Here is an 18,795-nt window from a genome sequence, read left to right on the forward strand (position 1 = left end):
GCGATGCCGTTGAGGCGATCGAGGATGTAGGCGGGCGGCGCATAGGTTGCCGAGAGGAACTTGTCGACGGCGTCGAGACAGCTTTGTAGCCACAGGTTCAGGTCGACGCTGTTGAACGTCAGCGCATGCGGCGCATTGCCTGGATAGGCGTCGATGCTGACCGTGCGGCTTTCCAGCGAGTTGGCGACGGGCAGCGGCGCGTAGTAGAGCTGGCTTGCTGGCCCAGGCGGAAATGGATGCCCTGGCCCGGCGTGTCGCTGAAACGCACGGCGAACAATTGCTGCGTCTGCTGGCCGGCGCTGCCCACGCGCGTCAGTCCCGCGCCCGCGCGCATCGACCATTGCGGCGTCTTCAGGCACGCTTCGAGCGCCTTGGCAAACGTGGTGTAGCTGGAAGCGCCGCCATCCGTGTCGGCCTGCGGCAGCACGGCGCTGACCACGCTGGCGCCGTCCGGCAGGGCCGCCAGCACGGGATCGAGCAAGATGGCCTGGCGCGTCAGCACCAGTGCCACGTCGAGCGCGATGCGGTTGGCGCCGGCCAGTTGCGCCAGCGGCACCGGCACCGACAGCGTGGCGGCGGGCGCCGTGGCGCTGCCGCCGCCGGCCAGGGCCTGCAGGTAAATGGCGCAGGCGGCGGCGAAGTCGCGCACCTGCCGCGCTTGGGCCTCGCCCAGCGGTTGCAGCGGCGTGGCCAGCAGGGAGTTGCTGAGCGAGATGCTCACCGCATTGCCGCTCAGTCCGGGCACGCCCAGGCCCGTATAGTCCTGGTGCAGCTGGAAGTACAGGCGCTGGTAGGTGGGCAAGTCTTGCATCGCATCGGCGGGCGTGGCGTAGGCCAGGCCATCCATGCGCAAGGTCAGCAGCAGCGCGGGCGCCCCGCCCGCATCCGTGCCATACAGGTAGCTGGCCTGGACTTTCGGCCAGGCGGACAGGCCCAGCAGGCGATCCGTGTAGCGCAGCGGGGCGGGGGCCTGGTCCAGCGCGCCCGTGTAGCCGGCCGGCGGCGCCTCGAACGGCGTGACGGTGGTGTTGCCGAACAGGTCTTGCCAGCGCAGGGCCAGCGACGCATGGCCGCCCACGCCCAGGTAGGGATTGTCGGCGGCGGGCGGCAGGCCGGCCGGCGGATTGGCCGGCGCCGCATTGAGCGTGGCGAACGGCCGTCCCTGGCTGTCGTTGCCCAGGTAGCCCAGCGCCTGGCGGTAGTCGTAATCGGCCAGGGCCGCGGCCGCATAGCGCCGGCGGTGCGCTTCGCCGGCGTCGCCGCCGTCGCCGTCGCCGTCGTTCGCATGGTCCTGCGGTCCGAAGGGCAGGCTGTAGGGACTGGGCAGGAAATACGGGTTGGCGCCCAGGCCGGCCGACAGCGTGTTGTACAGCGCGGACAGGGTCGCTTGCGCATAGTGCCGCCGTTGCTGCGGCGTGGGATCGGGCGGCAGCACGGGCACGCCGTCGTTGGGGCGCTCGAGCTGGAACGACAGGTTGCCAGGCGCCAAGGTCGCTTGCGCATCAAGGGCCAGGCTGTCGACGTCGAGCACGGCGCCATCGGCGTACAGGCCTTCGGTGGCGGCCGCGCCCATGGCCAGGGCATCCACCGACAGGCCATAGTAGGCGGCCAGGGCGGCGAAGGTATTGCCGGGACCGTCAGAGGCGGCGGGCACGCGATAGACGAGCGGCGGAATGCGCATGGTTGCGCCCAGCGCCACCGTCACGCCGGGATTGTAGGCGGCGATCTGCGCCGCGCTCAGCGGCGTGGCGCCGGCCGAGTAATACGCGGCCAGCCGCTCCAGCGCTTGCGCGGGCGCGGCCATGTCTTGCTGGTTCAGCTGGTGCAGGATGCCGGCCACGGGCACGCTGGCGCCGGCGCGCAGCGGCCGCGCGGCGTTTTGCTGCGCCAGTTGCCCCACGCCCATGCCGTACGTGGCGGCCAGGGCGGCCAGGGTGCTCGTGGCGGCGCGGGCCAGAGGCTGGGTCCTGGCCGGCTTGCTCTGCGATTCGAACACCAGCACGTCCTGCTGCGGATCGATCGCCTGCGTCGTCAGCAGGGCGTTGACGAAGTTCGGCACGGTGCCGGCGGCGCCGGCCTGGCGCGCCAGCGGCACCACCAGGGTCAGCGTGGCCGTGCCCGTGGCGTCGAAGACGGAGGGCGGCAGGCCGGCGCCCGACACCATGTCCTCGAAATACAGATAGTAGCCGCCGCCGCGCACCACCGATTGCTCCCACAGCAGCTTGATGAATTGCGAGGGGCTGTTGGCTATGCCGCGCGGCAAGGCCGTCCCCGCCGCGTCCAGCAGCATGCGGCTGGCCGGCGGATGGCTTTCCGTGGACAGATTGGTTTGCGTCAGGAAGCACAGGTAGTCGGCATCGGCCTGGCCCGTCAGCGCCACCTGGTCGCTGCCGCCTTCGCTGTACAGCAGGAACAGGCCGGCCACCAGGGTTTCGCCCACGGCGGCCATGCCGCTCAGCAAGTATTGCAGGCGCTGGGCATCGGCGGCCGACGGTCCCACCAGCTCGTAGACGTGGGCCAGGGTGGCCGCGCTGGCCAGCGCGGTGCCGCTGGCGTCGTTGGTAGCCACGGTGGCGGCCGGCATGCGCGTGATCTGGAAGTCCACGCGCGTGGCGTAGGCATAGCCGCTCACGTCCTGGAATACCGTGCTGCTGCTGTTGGGCGGCGTGTTGCCGATGCGGGGACGATAGGCGGGCATCAGGGCCAGCATGTCCGCGTATTGCGCCTCGGTGTACAGCGCCTGCAGCGTGTCCTGGCGCTGGGCGATGCTGGCCAGCATGGCGTCGGGCAATTGCCACAGATACGGCGCCGGCGTGGCCTGGCTGGCGGCGGCGCGCGCCCCCATAGCGTCGCCCGACGTCACGGCCGTCAGGCGCGCCAGGTCGGCGGTGATCCAGGCGGCGTAGCCAGCCGCAGGGAACTGCCGTGGCTGCAAGGAAGCCAGCGGCAGGATCTGCAGCCCTGGCGACGGCGCGAAGCTGCCCGCCTGCGCATACGCCAGCACGCCCGACAGCAAGCCATAGGCGGCGTCCAGGTCGATGGGCAGGCTGGTGCCGGGCGCGCCGGCGAAGGTGATGAAATCGAGGGCGACGCCATGCGACATGGCATTGCGCCCCAGGCCGATGCGGTAGCCGCCGGCGGCGCTGGCGGGCGTGGGGAATTGCTGGCCCGTCAGCTGGTACAGCGCGTAGTCGGTCTGCGTCTTGCTATACAGGAAGGACGGCGACAGGCTCAGGCCCGGCGCCACGGGCAGGCGCAAGCCATAGGTGACGAAGCGCGCGACCTGGCCGGCGGCCTGGGCCACGGCGCCGCTGGCCTGCACGCCGCTCCACAGCTGCTCCAGCGGCAAGGCGTCGAGGCGGGCGATGGCCAGCCGGCCCGGGGCCGCGGCGAACAGATTGGCGACGCCGGCATTGTCGCGCCCCAGCGTGGCGACCGTGGCGGCAAAGCGGCTGGCGATGCCGGCCAGGGTATCGCCGGCAACGGAAGCATAGGCCAGCGGCGGCACGGCGAGAATGGCCGTCGGCAGCAGCAGGTCGGCGCGCGCATACAGCGACGCCTGCTGCGCCAGGGCGGCCAGCGGCACGCCCAGCGCGGCGGCGATGGCGCCGAAGCTGTCGCCGGGCGCGGTGACGTGGCTGACGGCGCCGGCGCCGAAGTCGAAGACCAGCGTGACGCCCGTGCGCAGCGCGCGCGGCGCCGCATTCGCGCCGATCAGCTGGGCCGCGGTGGTTTGCCAGCGCCCGCCGGCGCCGGCCGGATCCGTGTAGCGGGCGGCGATGGCCGCCAGCGTATCGCCGGCCTGGATCACGGCGGACAGGCCGCCGACCTGCAGCGGCAGCGCGCCGTTCAGCGGATACGCGGCATTCGGCAGCGACACGTCGTCCGCGTCGATGGCGTTGCCGGCCCCGTTGAAGGCGGCGACGATGCCGGCGATGCTGTCGCCCGGCTGCAGCGCATAGCTGTAATTGTCGAAGGCATCGATGGCCGATTGCAGCAGCGCGCGGCCGATCAGGCTGAAGACGTCGACGAAGATGAAGGCCGCCATCGATTCGGGCTCAGCGTCATCCTGCGCCAGCAGCGCGGGCCTGGCGGGCGCCTTGCCCACCCTGGCGGCCACCTGGCGCAGCACGCCGGCCACCGTGCTGCGGTACTGCTCCGTCGCCGTCGCGTAGGTTTCGAGGTCGATCGCTTGCGTGCCGGCGGCGCCTTGCGGGTCGGGCACGTCCAGCCGCAGCCCGTCGAACAGGGGGAATAGCGTGGCGCCGTCCATATTGGCGCCCGGCGCGCTGATGTTCACGGTGAAGCTGTCGGCGAGGAAGTGCAGCAGGTCGCCCATGCCGAATGGCTGCATGGCGGGGTCGGCCAGCACCTGGATGCCCGCCACCAGCTGCGCCAGCGTGACGCTGGCGGCCGCGGCGGCAGCCAGGTCCAGCGCCGCGCCGTCGACCGGCGCCGCCGGCTGCAAGGCGTCGAGCAGCCACGGGAAATACGCGGTGCACAGCAGGTCGAACGAGGTCGTGCCCGTTCCCGCGCCGCCGGCGGCCGGGTCCGGCGCATCCATGGCGAACAGGCAGACGAACGCGCCTTGCTGCGCGCTACTGGCCGTGGCGCCCTGCGGCGCCAGCACCGTGAATTGCGGCGCCGTCACCAGTTGCAGCACCGGCTTGGCACCGGTGCGCAGCACGCGGCGCGGCTGGCGGCGCGGCCCGGCGCGCAGCATGGCGGCCTGCAGTTCCATCGGCAAGGTGCGCGCGCGGCCGCGCGCCAGGCTGTCCAGGCGCAGCGCGCCGCCGCCGTCCCACGGGGCGCGGCTGTCGCTGCCGATGCGGAATTGCGCGCTGACGGTGGCGGAAAAGCCCACGGAAATGGTGAAGCTGAAGATGCCCAGGTCGATCTTGACGCGCAGGCTGATGCGCACCGAGGCCGTCACGGACAGGGGGATGGCGCGGTAGGATTCGTAGCCGATCTGCACCGACACGGTGATATTGACGAGCAGCGAAGCGCTGATGATCTTCAAATCCACTTCGCCGTACAGCATGCCGATCACGCCGAACGTGCCCGTCAGCTTGAAGTAGCTGCTTTCCTGGACGCTGCCGGACGCGCCGGCGTTGGCCAGCGCGACGGCGTTGGCGCGGTCGTATGGATGGTAGGTGGCGATCACGCCTTCGATGATGCCGAACACGGTCAGCGCGAAGCCCGCTTTCAGCGGCCCCTTGACGAAGTTGTAGCCCAGGCCCAGCTGCAGGCCCAGGCCGAAGACGATGACGGGATTGAAATACCCGAGCTCGGTTTTCGGCACCTGCGTCGCCGTCGCGCTCGACAGTTTGCCGAAATACACGCCGCCCGAGCCCATCACCGGCACGCCGTAGACGATGGCGCTGAAGCTGAACGAGCGCGTAAAGTCCATATTGTAGGGAAAACCGATGTCGATCAGGAAATCGCCATTCGTGTATATCTTGATGCCGATCATCGGCAGCACCACGCTGACGGCGCCGAAGTTCAGGTTGCGTATGCTGTCGGGGAAGGTGAAGTCGATCTGGAACAGGCCCACGTCGTCGCTGATCTTCTTGTACAGGATATCGACCACCAGGCCGGCCAGGCCGCCCATCTTGGGGCTGCCCAGGGTCAGGCGCAGGCCGTACAGGTTGGGATCGTTGAAGACGATCTGCACGTCGACGGCCCACACGCCGGCGGTCTGCAGCACGCCGAAATGCGCGGCGATCAGCCAGTTGCTGTCCGGCTGGTAGTACGGCTGGCCCGGCACGCCGCTGCCCGGATTGACGGGATTGTTCTTGCCCGTGGTAGGCGGCACGCCGGCCAGCGCGTCGATGACGGCCTTGGTCGAGCTGAAGTCGGTCGCGCCGTTGATGGCCACGCGCTGGCCCAGCATCAGCAGGAAGACCTTGAAATAGCTGGAACCGGCGCCCGGCACGCTGGGCATCTCTTCCACGTCCTGGCCCTTGGCCGGGTCCAGCAAGTCGCCCATGCTGCCTTTGAGTAATGGCGGCACCGTGGCGTCCAGCGCCAGGGTCACCTTGCCGTCCGTATTGCGCTTGAAGACGATGCTGCGGATGACGATGAACCCGAGGTTGAGCGGTGAACTGAGCGTGTAGGTGGCGCTGAGGCGGTTCTTTTCGCCGCTTTTCAGCGACACGTTGATGGACAGGCCGTCCAGCGTGACCTGGTTCAGCAAGTCCCACGGCGACGGCAGCACGAAATACGGATCGCCCAGCGTGCGCACGAGCGCCTGGATCAGGCTGCCCAGCGACCAGCCCGCCAGGGTGAAGCTGAGCATCTCGTTGCCGCTGGTATAGGTTGCCGTGAAGCCTTCCCAGCTCACGTACAGCGTGTGGTTCGGCCCCTTGTCCGTCGGCTGGAACGCATAGCCGAAGCCCAGTTTCAGATTGATGGCGGTATAAATCCAGACGGCATCGGCCTTGCCCGAGAATTGCTGCGCGGCCGGCTTGGCGCCGTCATACTGCACCGACAGCGTGGCTTTCTGCAAGCCGATCTCTTGCTGGCCGAGCAGGAACAGCCAGGTGAAGGTGGTGTCGACCGTGTAGCTGGTGGCCAGGTCCGTGCTGGGCTTGCCGCTGGGAATGACCGCTTCGATGGCGAACGCGGAAATCTTCAGGTTGCCCGGCAAGAAGATGGGGAAATCATAGATGCCGCCGGCGGCAAAGAATTGCTTGATCATCTCGCCCACGTCGAGCTCCTGCGCGAGCGAGGCGGAGAGGGTCCAGCGGGGCGGCGTTTCCTGGCTGCTGTAGGCCACGCTGACGGCCGCCTGCAGGCTGGCGCCCACGCCCAGCAAGCCGGAAATGGAACCGGCCCAGGCCGTGCCGGCGCCCGCCTTGCCGGCCTCGACAAGGGCCAGCGCGCCTTCCTGCTTGTCCGCGGCCACCGTGGCGCTGATGCCCGACAGGCTGATCTGGCCTTCCGAAATGCTCAGGATGGGCGCGCCGCCCACCGTCAGGAAGGACAGGCTGATGGCGTAGTCGCTGGAAAACGCGAAGGACTGGGCCGCGCCGTCTATGCTCAGCACGATATTCGACACCTCGGCCTGGATGCTGTCGGGCAGGCTGACGAGGCCGTTCGAGACGACGGACAGGAAGTCCGACAGCGTGGCCTTGCCGGGAAAGCTGGCCTGGAACAGCTGCGCCGAGTTGAACTGCACCTCGAATTCGCCGCCCGGCGTGCCGTCAAGGTTGCGAAATACCGTGGGCAACAGCGTGAAGGTGGTGCCGAACAGGTATTCGTAGCGCGACTTGCCGCTGGCCTTGCTCGCCAGCGGCTGGTACGCCGTCCAGTCGAGGAAGAACGAGGTGACGGTAAAGCTCAGCTCCGGCGTGGGCGCCGGGATGGGTTGCCAGCTCAGATCGCGCACGCTGCGCAGCTGCAGCGTGACCTGGTCCACGGTGGGCGCCGCCTTGGGCGGGATGCTGCCGCTGATCGTCATGCCGCCGAGGCCGAACGACGTCAGGAACTCCTGCAGCACGGCCGGGGTGGCGCGGAAATAGCTGGCGCCCCCGCCAATCAGGCTGATGGCGGCGCCGGGACTGAGGGGCGGCCCGTCGCTGCCCGCTTCCAGGCTGACCGTGTAGTTGCCGTCGCCGTCGGCGTTCGATGGCTGCAGCAGCAGCGACAGCGTGTAGTCGGTGGCGCCCGCGCCTTCCACGCTGAGCGTGGCCATCAGGGCCAGCGTGGCGGCCTGGTCGCCGTCGGCCGCTTCCTCGTCGGCCAGTTCGCCTTCGCCGCGCAGCAGCAGCTGCATGCCGCCGTCGAGCAGCAGGGCGTCGGGCGGCGGCGCATCGACGGGCGGCGGGATCGTCACGGTCAGGCTGGGCGCGGCCACGCGCAGGTAGCCGGCGAACGTGCAGTCGAGCTCGCTGAGCGTGGCCGACAGCACGCCGCTGGGCATCAGGCCGCCCAGTTCGAACGTCTTGCCGTCGTACAACGCCATGTCCAGGTAGCCGCCGATCTGCAGCTTGCCCGGCGGCGCCGCCAGGTCGGAAAACAGTTCCAGAAACGGCGTCACGAAGGCGGGCAGGGCCACACTGGCGCTGAGGTTCTGCTTGGCGCCGCCCGTGACGGACAGCGCGCCGCCGCCCCATGGATAGACGCCGTCGGCGCTGGAAAACACCAGCAACGCGCCCGACAGCGGCAACTCGCTGAACGGCCAGCCGCCCATGAAGGGAAAGCTGCTGTCCCAGTTCCAGTCGGCGGGACTGGCGGCCGCCTGCACCACCAGCACGGCCGCGTCATCCCCGTCGTCATCCCCGTTGTCGCCCGGCGTACGCGCGGCGGCAGGCTGGGTGGAAAACACCAGCGTGGCCGGGGTTTGCAGCAGGCCGCCGATGAAGGGCAGGCTCGCCTTGCTGACCGTAAACACGCCGTCGCTGACGGCGCCCACGTCGGCTGGCGCGCAGCTGATCAGGAACTGCGCCGCGTCGATCTGGAATGCCTGGCCGATGATGGCGTCGAATTTTTCGGGCGGCGCGACGTCCGGGTCGGCCAGGCCCGCTTCCAGGAAGGCGGCATCGAGGGCGAACGGGCCGCCGCTGGCGGCGTTGACGATGGCTTGCTGCAGGTTTTCCAGCGCGGTATCGGTGGTGGCCATACGAACTTGCTCCTTGAATCAGTCGTGATGTCCGGGGCGGACGCTCGCACCCGCCCGGACGCTCTGTCTACAGCACGGCAAACAGCGCCAGGTGGTCGCTGGTGCTGCGCAGGTAGCCGTAATTGGCCCAGCCGTTCAGCGTGCGCGCCTCGCCCACGGCATACACGGCCGCCGGCGATTGCGGCCAGGCTATGCCGGCAGGCAAGTTCGTAAATTGCGCGGGCAGGGGGCGCGTGCCGGTGGGCACGCCAGGGGGCATGGCGCCCGCCAGCGCGAACGGCGTGCCCGAGACGGGATTCATCACCGTGAACTGGTAGTTATTCGCCGGCACCAGCGGGTTGACGAGCATATTGTCGATCGAGAAAAAGTTGCTCACCATATCGCTGCCGATGTAGTTATAGCCCGGATACGGCGACGCCAGCAGCGGGCCGCCGCCCGTATTGTCGGACCACAGGAAGCGCGATTGCTGCGTCAGCTGCTGCTTGGTGCGCTTGGGGCGGATGTGCGTGGCCAGGTAGCCCTGATACGCGTCCAGCGTCAGGTTGGCGGCCGCCGGCATGACGGGCGGCGGGTCCAGCAGCGGTATGTAGTTGATCGCGCGCAACTGGTCGTAGGCCGTGGTTCGTCCCCCGGCCGCGGGCGGTTGCGCGTAGATGGCGTTCAGGTTGAAGTCGCCGCAGATCAGCTTGATTTCATTGTGCGGCGCGCCGGCGGGCGCCGCCGCCACGTCGAGCACGCCGCGCAACAGGATATTGATGAAATTGGTGGCGCCGCCGTGGTTGGGCGGCGCATGCACGGCAAACAGGGTCAGGTTGCGCGTGATCGCGTTGGCCTGGTTGGTTTCCACGAAACTGACCATGAAGGGCTGGCGCAAGCCGTTGAAATTGACCAGGCCGCCAGCGATGGGCGGCGTGGCTGGCGCCAGCGCGGGCGCGAAGGCGATGCGCGCCGCCGCCATGCCCTCGGCCAGGCCGCCGTTGTACTGCGCGCCGGCCGGGATGGTGCGCGCCGGCTGGCCCGGCGGGTTGAGCAAATCCTGGATGTTGGACGCGCCGGCGCCCCCGGCCGGGTAGGCGGCGGGCACGGCGCCGGCCGCCACGGCCGACACGCCGCCGCCCGTCCACACGTTCGGCCCCGTGAAATAGCGCCGCACTTCCGTCGGCGTGCCAACCGTGCCCGATATGCCGCGGTACAGCACGGCGACCGATTCCGTGCGCCCGCCCGTGCCCACTTTCAGCGGCGGCACCATGCGCCAGGCAGCGCGGTTGGGGTCGGCGACGTCGTTGCGCAGCTGTTGCAGCAGGAAGATCGCGCCCTGCAGGCCGCCCGTATCGGGCGCCAGGTCGCCGGCGCCGGCCGCGCTGGCCGATACCTCGATCAGGACGAAGATATCGGGCTGCGTTGCGCGCAGGATGGTCAGGATGTGGTTGCAGCGCTGCTGCGCGGCCACGGCCGGCAGATTGCCGCCGCAGCGGCCGCCTTCGCCATAGCGGGGCCGCTTGCGGCTGGGATTGTTGACCTTGTTGATGCCGAAGTTCTCGATATTCCAGTACACGACGTTGGTCATGCTGCGCTCCCCAATGAGATGGCGGGCAATGCCAGCGCGGACAGTTCCGGCTCTTGCCGGGCGGCCGCATCGGCGATGTACGCGGCATACCAGCCCAGGCTGCCCGTATTCTTCGGGTCGCCAAACAGGAAGAACTGGATGTTCGCGTCGGGCGGCAGCTTGGCGATGCCGAGGAACTTGATGGCGATATTGTCGAGCCGCAGGCAATAATAGTAGGAGTCGCCATCGGGCACTTTTTGCCGCATCAGCCCGATATTGTCGATGGCCAGCTTGAAGATGCCTTGCAGGCTGATCAGCCTGGCGCCCGGCGCCGCCCCCGGCAGCGACAGGCCGACGAAGACGGCTTGCTCGTCGTCGCCGGCCGTGCTGGCGGGCGACCAGGCCAGCAGCAGGGTCGAATGGAAGCCGGCGGCCGAGACGAGCGCGCCCGGCCCGCCCATGGTGACGTCGTACACGACGCCGTGCCAGGGCCCGCCAAGCGTGCCCAGGTTCAGCGCCGTGCTGACGGGCAGGAAGCCGAAAATCGGCCGGCTTTTGCCCGTCGGCGGCGGCGATAAAGCCCGACAGTTCCAGGCCGAAGCCCCTGAACAGGCTGTCCGGCCTGGCCTGGCTGGCGTCGAGGTCGTAGGCCAGGCTGGCCGTCACCTCGTCGAAGCGCACGGCCGACGGCGTCGTCTGCGGATAGCGCATGTCGATCACCAGGTTGGAAAAGGCCAGGCCTTCGCCATCCGGCGGCAGGTCCGGCGCCAGCGCGCCGAACGACAGCAGGTCCAGCGCGGCGCCCGTGCGGTCGTCCAGGCTGGCGAAATCCAGCGTGCCCCACACGGAAAAACGGTTCAGCACGGTCGCGCCCGCGTCCGTGGTGCCCAGGCAGTTGAACTGGATGCGCTGGAACGCCACGTGGCGCAGCAGGTTGCTGTCGAGGCTGAATATCGACGGCGTGGCTTGCTCGAAGATGTAGATGCCGGTGCCATTCTGGTCGATATAGCTGCCGTCGAGGACCACGCCGTTGTTCGGCATCGCATTGCCGCCGAAGGTGGTGGCCGTCACGCGCGAGCCGAGCAGGCCGTTGACGGCCAGCTGCACGTAGCTCTTGAAGGTCTTGATGGCGGCATTGTCGAACAGCACCTGCAATTGCAGCACGCGGAACGCATAGTTGTCGGTGTCGGGCAGGGCGATCGGCGTATCGGGCGGCAAGCCGTTGCGCTGGCCGGCGGCGAAGGCCGGGTCCTGGTAGTCGACCAGGCCGAAGGTGCTGGAATTGCCGTCGAGGGTGATGCTGCCGTCGCCATGCACCGTCACGCGGCTGGCCGTGAAGCCGAAATGGTGGGCGACGAAGCGCGTCAGGTCGAGGCCGGCCGCGATGCCCTGCAGGCCAGCCGGCAGGCTGGACGGATCCAGGTCCGCCTGCAGCACCAGCACGCCCGTCCAGGCGGGATCGCTGACCAGTTCCAGGAAATGCTGGTACGGCGATTCGGGCTTGTCCGCCGCCAGCACCTCGGCCGCTTCGATGAGGTCCTGCAGCCACTGCGACAACCCCGTGTAGGCGATGCCCTGGACGCCGGGGCCGGCGCCGGCGGCCAGCGAAAAATCGGGCGCGCCCGACCAGGCGTTCGGATTGGCGACGCGGTCCCTGACACTGCCGCTGCAATACTTGAGCAGCATCACGTTGCGGTAGGACGTGGGCGTCACGCCGACGCCCACCTGGGCTTGCATGGTCCAGCCCGCGATGCCGACGGTATTGTCGAAGCGCGCGCCGCCGTCCGACAGGTGGGCCGCGTTGACGGCCACCAGGAACAGCTGGTTGGTCTGCAAGGCGTCCTGCAAGGTGGCGTCCGGGAAGCGGAAGCCGAACGGCAAGACCTGGCCGCCGGCGCCCAGGGTCTGGCCCAGGGTCACTGACAGGAAGGCGTCCTGGTCCTGCGCCTGGCTGGACACGGTGGCGACGGCGCCCTGCGGCGTGGTGCGGTAGTGCGGCGCTTCCGCCACAGCCTCGCCGGCGGCCAGCCCGCGCACGCGGCGGCTGGCGGCCGCGCGCGCGCGCCAGGTGGCGCCGGCGCCGCCGGAAATGACGGCCTTGCGCGTGGCGGCCACGATGCTGCTTTCAAAGCTCGACAGCAGGGCGGCGTCGATATCCAGCGGGCCGCCGCTGACGGCGCCGCCATACGGCAGCAGGGGAAAGGCGTGCGCGGCGCCCTGCGGCACGGGCAGCGCGGGCGGGGTCGAGGCGAGCACGGTATCGGCGGCCACGGCGCGCAGCAAGGCGGCCGCCCGGGCGGCCGGCGGCAGGCCGTACATGGGACTGCCCGCCGGCTCCGCATGGTATTGCGGCATGGCCGCGCTGCCCTTGAGCACGCTGGCCCAGCAACTGAGGTAATCGGCCGTCAGCGGCGTGGCCACGTTGCCGGAATCGGGCAAGTCCAGGGTCGCGGCCTGGAACGGGAAGACGGGCGCGAAGGCGGGCAAGGCGGGCACGAACAGCAGGCTGTCATTCTCCGGCGCGGTGCCGTCATAGGTGGTCATGCTCAGCTGTTCCGAGCCGAAGATGCCGCATAACAAGTTTATCTGCGTCCCCGCCGCCTGGCCGCTGGCGCTCAGGCCGAAGCGCCCGGCCGGCGTCACCAGGGCCTTGCTGGTCGCGGGCGCAGACGGTGAGCGCGCGGCGCAGCCAAAGGCGAGGGCGCCCGACTGCAGGCCGATCACGGGCGGCTGCCCGCTGGCTGCGCCCAGCGGCAGCAAGGCCGTCGCATGGCCCAGCGCCGTGCGGTAGGTGGACGGCAAGGCGGGCTGGCCGGCCGGCAGCAAGCCGCAGCGCAATACGCCTTCCAGCCTGGCCTGGGCGGACAGCTTCTGATTGTAGGGGTCGAGCGGGTCGACCGTGCCGACCCAGGCCAGGCTGGCGGGCAGCGCGGCGGGCGCGCTCAGCGCCGGGTAGAACAGCTGCTGCAGCTGGCCGCTGGCCGTGTCGCGCGCGCTCAGGGGGAAGCCGACGGCCAGGCCGCTTGGGCCGAAGGTGACGGCAGGGTTGACTGTGGCCGTAAACGTCAGGCAGCCCGCATTCGCGCCCTCCAGTGGCACGAAAGTGCGGATCGTATTGCCGCTGCCCGTGACGCGTATGCCGATGTCGCCGGCGTTGCGCTGGAAGGCCAGGGCCGGCGGCGTCGCCAGCGGCGCGGACAGCCGCAGGCTGCCGTTGGCGGCGTCGATGGACAGGCCGACGCCGGACAGCACGTTGAACAGCAGGTCCTGTCCCAGCCGGAAATTGACGTTGGTGCTGGTGGCAAAGCCCTTGGTCAGCGGGTTATAGCTGTAGCTGCAGCCGTAGTTCTTGAAGGGATCGGCCGGCGCCGCATCGGCGTCGCGCAGCCACAGCAGCGCGTTCAGGTTCAGTCCCGGTGCCGACGACTGCTGGTCGATATACGCGGCGAGGGCGGCGATGAAGGGGCCGGGCGCCGCGTCCAGCGCCGCCGGACGGGCGCTGGCAAACACGTAGCTGCCCATGCGCTGCGGCGACAGGCTGTCGGCATAGCTGATGCTTTCCGGGGGCGTGGCCGGCGGCGCGACGGGCGGCAGCAAATAGCCGGCCCAGGCATGGCCCGCCTGCGGCGGCGCTTCATACAGGCTGACCTTGCTGGCGGAATCGGTGGCGACGAAGCTGAAACCCATGACAACCTCCACTCAAGACGCGACTCGGGCTGCGATGCGGCGGCATGGCGCGCCGCGCGGCATCGCAATCGTTTACAACGGGTGGGCCCGGAAAGGGCGTCGGATGGCCAGGCTGGCTGCCTGGGTGCGGTGGCGGGCGGCCATCCAGGGCGCCCGCCCGCAGGCGGACGCGGAACTGCCGCTTACTGCGAGTTGGAGGTAAAGGTGGCCAGCACGAAGCCCGTGTAGGTGTACACGGTGCCGCTGTCGACGATGTCGCCGGAGAGCAGCACGTTATACAGCCCCGTGCTTTGCGGCGAGTAGGTGACCGTCAGGCCGGCTTTCCACGTGACGACGCCATTGCCCGTGTCGCTGGCCAGCTTGGCCGTGGTGAAACCGGTGCTGACGCTGGGATTCCAGTACGTGGTGCGGCCCTGGAACTGGAAGGCGATGCCGGTCTGGTTGTTGCTGTCGCTGCTGGCGATGGACAGCGCGAGGCTGTTCGGCGTGGTGTTGGTGGTGACGCTTTGGCCGGCGGCCAGCGTATGGTTGGTGACTTCGACGCGAGGTAAGTTAGACATGACATTCTCCATGAGGTGATATCGGCCTGCACTTGCGGTGGGCGCCCCGTGGCCGACAGGTTCGGGGCAGTTGGGTAAGTCGGTGGAAAACGGTATTGCAACGGCTTTGCGACCATGCCATAAAAATATGGCCGGACAATACGCAATTTCAAATAAAGACAAGACATTTGATATTCATCAATCCGCAATGGATGAATATATTTCTTATTTACTTATTCAAAAAAATAGTTTCCGGCTATTCGGAATATAAGCATGCCGGTTGATGCGCATCACGAGTAGCGATTCTATGCTTATTTTTTTGCGCGATTCTCTCAAATTGTCGCAAAGGCAAGAATCATGCGGCATCCGGTCGCGGCGGCAGGCAAGCCGGGGCCAAGCCGGCAGGGAATGGAATTGAATATAAACGGTTTATTGATTTAAATAGAGGGCATGCGGGGATTTACTGCGCATTTGTCGACCGTTTATGGCGCGGTTGGCGCGGGCAGGGCCGGACAGCGCTCAAAAACGGCCACCACCTTGCCAGTCAGCGTGTACTGCGTGCCGTCATCGAGGATGGGGCCATCGATGAGGATTTGATATTGCTGCGGACCGAGCGCCTGGAAACGCAGAGTCAGACCTTTCTGGAACGTCACGATGGTATCGCCGCGGTCGGCGTCCAGCTGCAGCAGGATGGTCGCCGTCGACAATAAAACCGTCCAGTACGCGGTGCCGTTGGCGCGCAGCGCCACCAGGGTGTTGTCATTGATATCGTTGCTGGCCGTGGCGACGGCGTCGCTGTTGACCGTCAGCGCCATGTTTTTGCGGCGCGCGGCATGCGGGGGCCGGTTCGGCCAGCTGGCGCGCCAGCGCCGGGGCGTCGCCACCGAGCGATAGCAGCAGCACGGCAGCCAGCCAGGGGCCGCGCCAATTCAGCTGATACATGGTGGAGGTGGTGTCCCGCGCATGCGGCCCATCGTAGCGAAATTCTGGCGGAAGAGCAAACGCATGGCGGCCGCGGCGCGTCGCCACTGCCGCCATCCCCATCTGCTATCATCGTGCCGTTTTGGCCGCGCCGCGGGCGCCGGCCCGGTATTTATGCAAGGAAAAAAATGAATAATCGCATTTCCCTGCTGCGCCAGCGCGGCGCGCAGGACAGCGGCAAGGTGGGCATGATCGAGCTGTTCTTCGACCTCGTGTTCGTGTTTGCGGTAACGCAACTGTCGCATGGCTTGCTGGCGCACCTGAGCGCCATGGGCTGGCTGCAGACGGGCCTGCTGCTGATGGCCGTCTGGTGGGTGTGGATTTTTACCTCGTGGATCACCAACTGGCTCGACCCCGAGCGCATTCCCGTACGCATCAGCCTGTTTGCGCTGATGCTGGGCGGCCTGATCATGTCGGCCTCGATTCCCGAAGCGTTCGGCACACGGGGCCTCGGTTTCGCGCTCGCCTATGTCGCCATGCAGGTGGGCCGGCCCCTGTTCGCCTGGTGGGCCGTGCGCCATGAAGAACTGTCGCGCCGCCGCAATTTCCAGCGCATCAGCCTGTGGGCCGTGTTGTCCGGCATCTTCTGGATCGCCGGCGGCATCGCCACGCCCGAACAGCGCATCTTCTGGTGGGGCGCGGCCCTGGCAATCGACCTGGCCGGCCCCTGGATGCGCTTCGGCGTGCCGGGCCTGGGCAGTTCGTCGACGGCCGACTGGGATGTCGATGGCAGCCACATGGCCGAACGCTGCGGCCTGTTCGTCATCATCGCCCTCGGCGAATCCTTGCTGGTAACGGGCGCGACCTTCGCGGGCCTGGAATGGACGGCCGGCAACTGGCTCGGTTTCTTGGCGGCACTGGCCGGCAGCATCGCCATGTGGTGGATTTATTTCGATACGGGCGCCGAGGCGGGCCACCACCGCATCGCCCACTCGAAGGACCCGGGCCGCATCGCGCGCAAGGCTTACACGTATATCCACGTGCTGATCGTGGGCGGCGTGATCGTTTCCGCCGTGGCCGATGAACTGGCGCTCGTGCATCCGGACGAAGCGAGCTTCGCCGGCATCAGCGCCTTGCTGGGCGGCCCGATCCTGTATCTGCTGGGCAATGCACTGTTCAAATGGGTCAGCAGCGAGCGCGCCGCGCCGCCGCTGTCGCATCTGCTGGGCATCCTGATCATCCTGGCGCTGATCCCGATGGCGTATGGACGGCTGTATTCGCCGTTGATCCTCGCCTGCATCACCAGCTGCGTCCTGGTCCTGGTGGCCGTGTGGGAACATATGGCGCTGCGCCGTCCGCCGCCGGAGATTGATCCTTGACGTTTGCCTGACCTTAGCCGGGCGGTGTAATGCCGTCCGGATCGCTGCGCGCATCGAGCTGCAGCTGCAAAAACGCCAGGTCCAGCCAGGTGCCGAACTTGGTGCCCACCTGGCGCATCAATCCCACTTCCTCGAAACCCAGCTGCTTGTGCAGGGCGATCGAACCGGCATTGCCCGCCTCGATGCCCGCCACCATCACGTGCTTGCCCAGGCCGCGCGCCCGCGCAATCAATTCCCCCATCAAGGCCTTGCCCACGCCGGCGCCACGGCGGTCGGCGCGCACATACACGGAATGCTCGACCGTGTGGCGGAAACCCTCGAACGGGCGCCAGTCGCCGAACGAGGCGTAGCCAGAGACCGTTCCTTCCGCATCGATGGCGACGAGCACGGGATAGCCGGCCCGCTGGCGGTCGGCCAGCCAGGCGGCGCGGTTGGCCGCATCGACCGTCCGTTCATTCCAGATGGCCAGGGTGTTGCTGACGGCATCGTTGTAGATGCCGTGATGGCCTCGATATCGCCCGCGTGGGCATCGCGTATGTGCATATTGCTCTCCTTGCTGGTCGTCTACTATAATGGACAAATCATAGATTGCCGCCCATTTCTTGTCCAATAAAATCAAATAGATGTCTACTAAACCAGACGAATTAAACCAGCGCATCGGCGCCAGGGTGCGCACCGAGCGGGAAAGCCTGGGCTGGTCGCTGACGCAGCTGGCGGCCCGTTCGGGCGTGTCGCGCGCGATGGTGCACAAGGTGGAGCGCGGCGATTGCAGCCCCACGGCCACCTTGCTGGCGCGCTTGTCGGGCGCCTTTGGCCTCAGCATGTCCGAACTGATCGCCCGCGCCGAGATGCGCGAGGGACGCTTGCTGCGCCAGGCAGAGCAGCCCGTGTGGGTGGACCCGCAGAGCGGTTATGTGCGGCGCCACGTGTCGCCGGCGTCCGGCATGCCGCTCGACCTCGTGCATATTACCTTGCCGCCCGGCGCCGTGGTGGCCATGCCGGCCGCCGCCTATGTGGCGCGGCGCCAGCTGATCTGGACGCTGACCGGCAGCCTCGTCTTCCTCGAAGGGGACACGCGCCACGTGCTGGACGAGGGCGACTGTCTGGAACTGGGGCCTCCGGCCGACTGCGTGTTCCGCAATGAAACGGCCGCCGCTTGCACCTACGCCGTGGCGGTATTGAAGAACTGAGGCTAAGCCAGCGCTACAGCGCGCAACTGGGCGATGAAGGCGCGCGCGGCGGGCGCCTGTTCGTGGCGGCGGAAGGCCACGGCGATTTCCGAGCTGATCTGCGGCCCTTGCAGCTCGCGGAACACCACGCCAGGCAATTGCACGCTGGCCATCACGGAATGGGGCACGATGGCGCAGCCCACGCCCAGCGACACTTCCGTCAGCACGGCCACCAGGCTGCCAGGGCGCGACACCACCTGCGCCGCAAAGCCGCCGCGCCGGCTCACCTCCAATGTGCCCAATTCCTGTTCCGGCACGATGAAGGCCTGCTGCGCCAGCGCGGCTGGCGCAGCTATTTCCGCCACTTCCAGCCGGGCCAGCGGGCTGTCGGCCTGCACGGCCAGCACGAAGCGGTCGCGCAGCAAGACCACGCTGTCCAGTCCGTCCGGCAGGTGCAGGGGCGGGCGCACGAAAGCCAGGTCGACGCGGCCCTGGTCCAGCAAGCCGGGCAGGGCATCCATCGCGTATTCGCGCGCACTGATGTGGATGCCGGGGTGGCTGGCGCGAAAGCGGGCAAACTGGTCCTGCAGCACGCCCGAGTATGCGGCCGAGGCCACGTAGCCGATTTCCAGGCGTCCCAGCTCACCCCGTCCCGCCCGGCGCGCCACTTCCTGCGCCTGCGCCAGCTGCCCCAGCGCGCGCGCCGCTTCCAGCACGAACAATTCGCCGGCGGCCGTCAGGGACACGGCGCGCTTGCTGCGCTGGAACAGCCGTGTGCCCAGCAAGTGTTCTGTTTCCTGCACCTGCTTGGTCAGCGCGGGCGGCGAGATGCCGAGTTCCGCCGCCGCCCGCGCGAAATGCAGGCTGTGCGCGACGGCCAGCACGCAGCGGAAGTGCCGCAATTCCATGTCTTTGTCTGTATTCACCATGA

At 68.2% G+C, this 18,795-nt stretch carries 8 protein-coding genes and 1 pseudogene; 2 read left to right on the top strand and 7 right to left on the bottom strand.

From position 1 onward, the window contains the following. Positions 1 to 118 precede the first annotated feature (118 nt). The 5 genes from ACQVLG_RS23295 to ACQVLG_RS23315 form a co-directional block, all read right to left on the bottom strand. Positions 119 to 8,623, bottom strand: a complete 8,505-nt coding sequence (locus ACQVLG_RS23295; RefSeq protein WP_474291184.1) for a LysM peptidoglycan-binding domain-containing protein — start codon at positions 8,621 to 8,623, stop codon at positions 119 to 121. Between the two features lie 67 nt (positions 8,624 to 8,690). Further along, positions 8,691 to 13,856: a hypothetical protein gene (locus tag ACQVLG_RS23300; RefSeq protein ID WP_474291185.1), complete on the bottom strand. Its 5,166-nt coding sequence runs from the start codon at positions 13,854 to 13,856 to the stop codon at positions 8,691 to 8,693. Between the two features lie 182 nt (positions 13,857 to 14,038). Beyond that, on the bottom strand, positions 14,039 to 14,416 hold the full coding sequence (locus ACQVLG_RS23305) for a hypothetical protein (RefSeq protein WP_230538010.1): 378 nt from the start codon (positions 14,414 to 14,416) through the stop codon (positions 14,039 to 14,041). A 461-nt stretch (positions 14,417 to 14,877) separates the two neighbouring features. Then, on the bottom strand, positions 14,878 to 15,210 hold the full coding sequence (locus ACQVLG_RS23310; protein WP_474291186.1) for a hypothetical protein: 333 nt from the start codon (positions 15,208 to 15,210) through the stop codon (positions 14,878 to 14,880). Beyond that, positions 15,155 to 15,337: a hypothetical protein gene (locus ACQVLG_RS23315; protein ID WP_474291187.1), complete on the bottom strand. Its 183-nt coding sequence runs from the start codon at positions 15,335 to 15,337 to the stop codon at positions 15,155 to 15,157. Before ACQVLG_RS23315 ends, ACQVLG_RS23310 begins: the two co-directional genes overlap by 56 nt. A 167-nt stretch (positions 15,338 to 15,504) precedes the next feature. Between ACQVLG_RS23315 and ACQVLG_RS23320 the strand changes: the two genes are divergently transcribed. Continuing rightward, positions 15,505 to 16,695, top strand: coding sequence for a low temperature requirement protein A (locus ACQVLG_RS23320; protein ID WP_474291188.1), 1,191 nt, complete (start codon positions 15,505 to 15,507; stop codon positions 16,693 to 16,695). A gap of 13 nt (positions 16,696 to 16,708) precedes the next feature. Here ACQVLG_RS23320 and ACQVLG_RS23325 read toward each other — a convergent pair. Further along, a pseudogene (locus ACQVLG_RS23325) lies at positions 16,709 to 17,238 on the bottom strand (N-acetyltransferase family protein). An 80-nt stretch (positions 17,239 to 17,318) separates the two neighbouring features. Here ACQVLG_RS23325 and ACQVLG_RS23330 point away from each other — a divergent pair. Next, positions 17,319 to 17,885, top strand: a complete 567-nt coding sequence (locus tag ACQVLG_RS23330) for a helix-turn-helix domain-containing protein (RefSeq protein WP_474291189.1) — start codon at positions 17,319 to 17,321, stop codon at positions 17,883 to 17,885. Between the two features lie 2 nt (positions 17,886 to 17,887). Here the strand turns inward: ACQVLG_RS23330 and ACQVLG_RS23335 are convergent, their stop codons facing one another. Next, on the bottom strand, positions 17,888 to 18,793 hold the full coding sequence (locus ACQVLG_RS23335; protein WP_474291190.1) for a LysR family transcriptional regulator: 906 nt from the start codon (positions 18,791 to 18,793) through the stop codon (positions 17,888 to 17,890). Positions 18,794 to 18,795: the final 2 nt, after the last annotated feature.

Source organism: Janthinobacterium sp. TPC_1 (assembly GCF_056037845.1).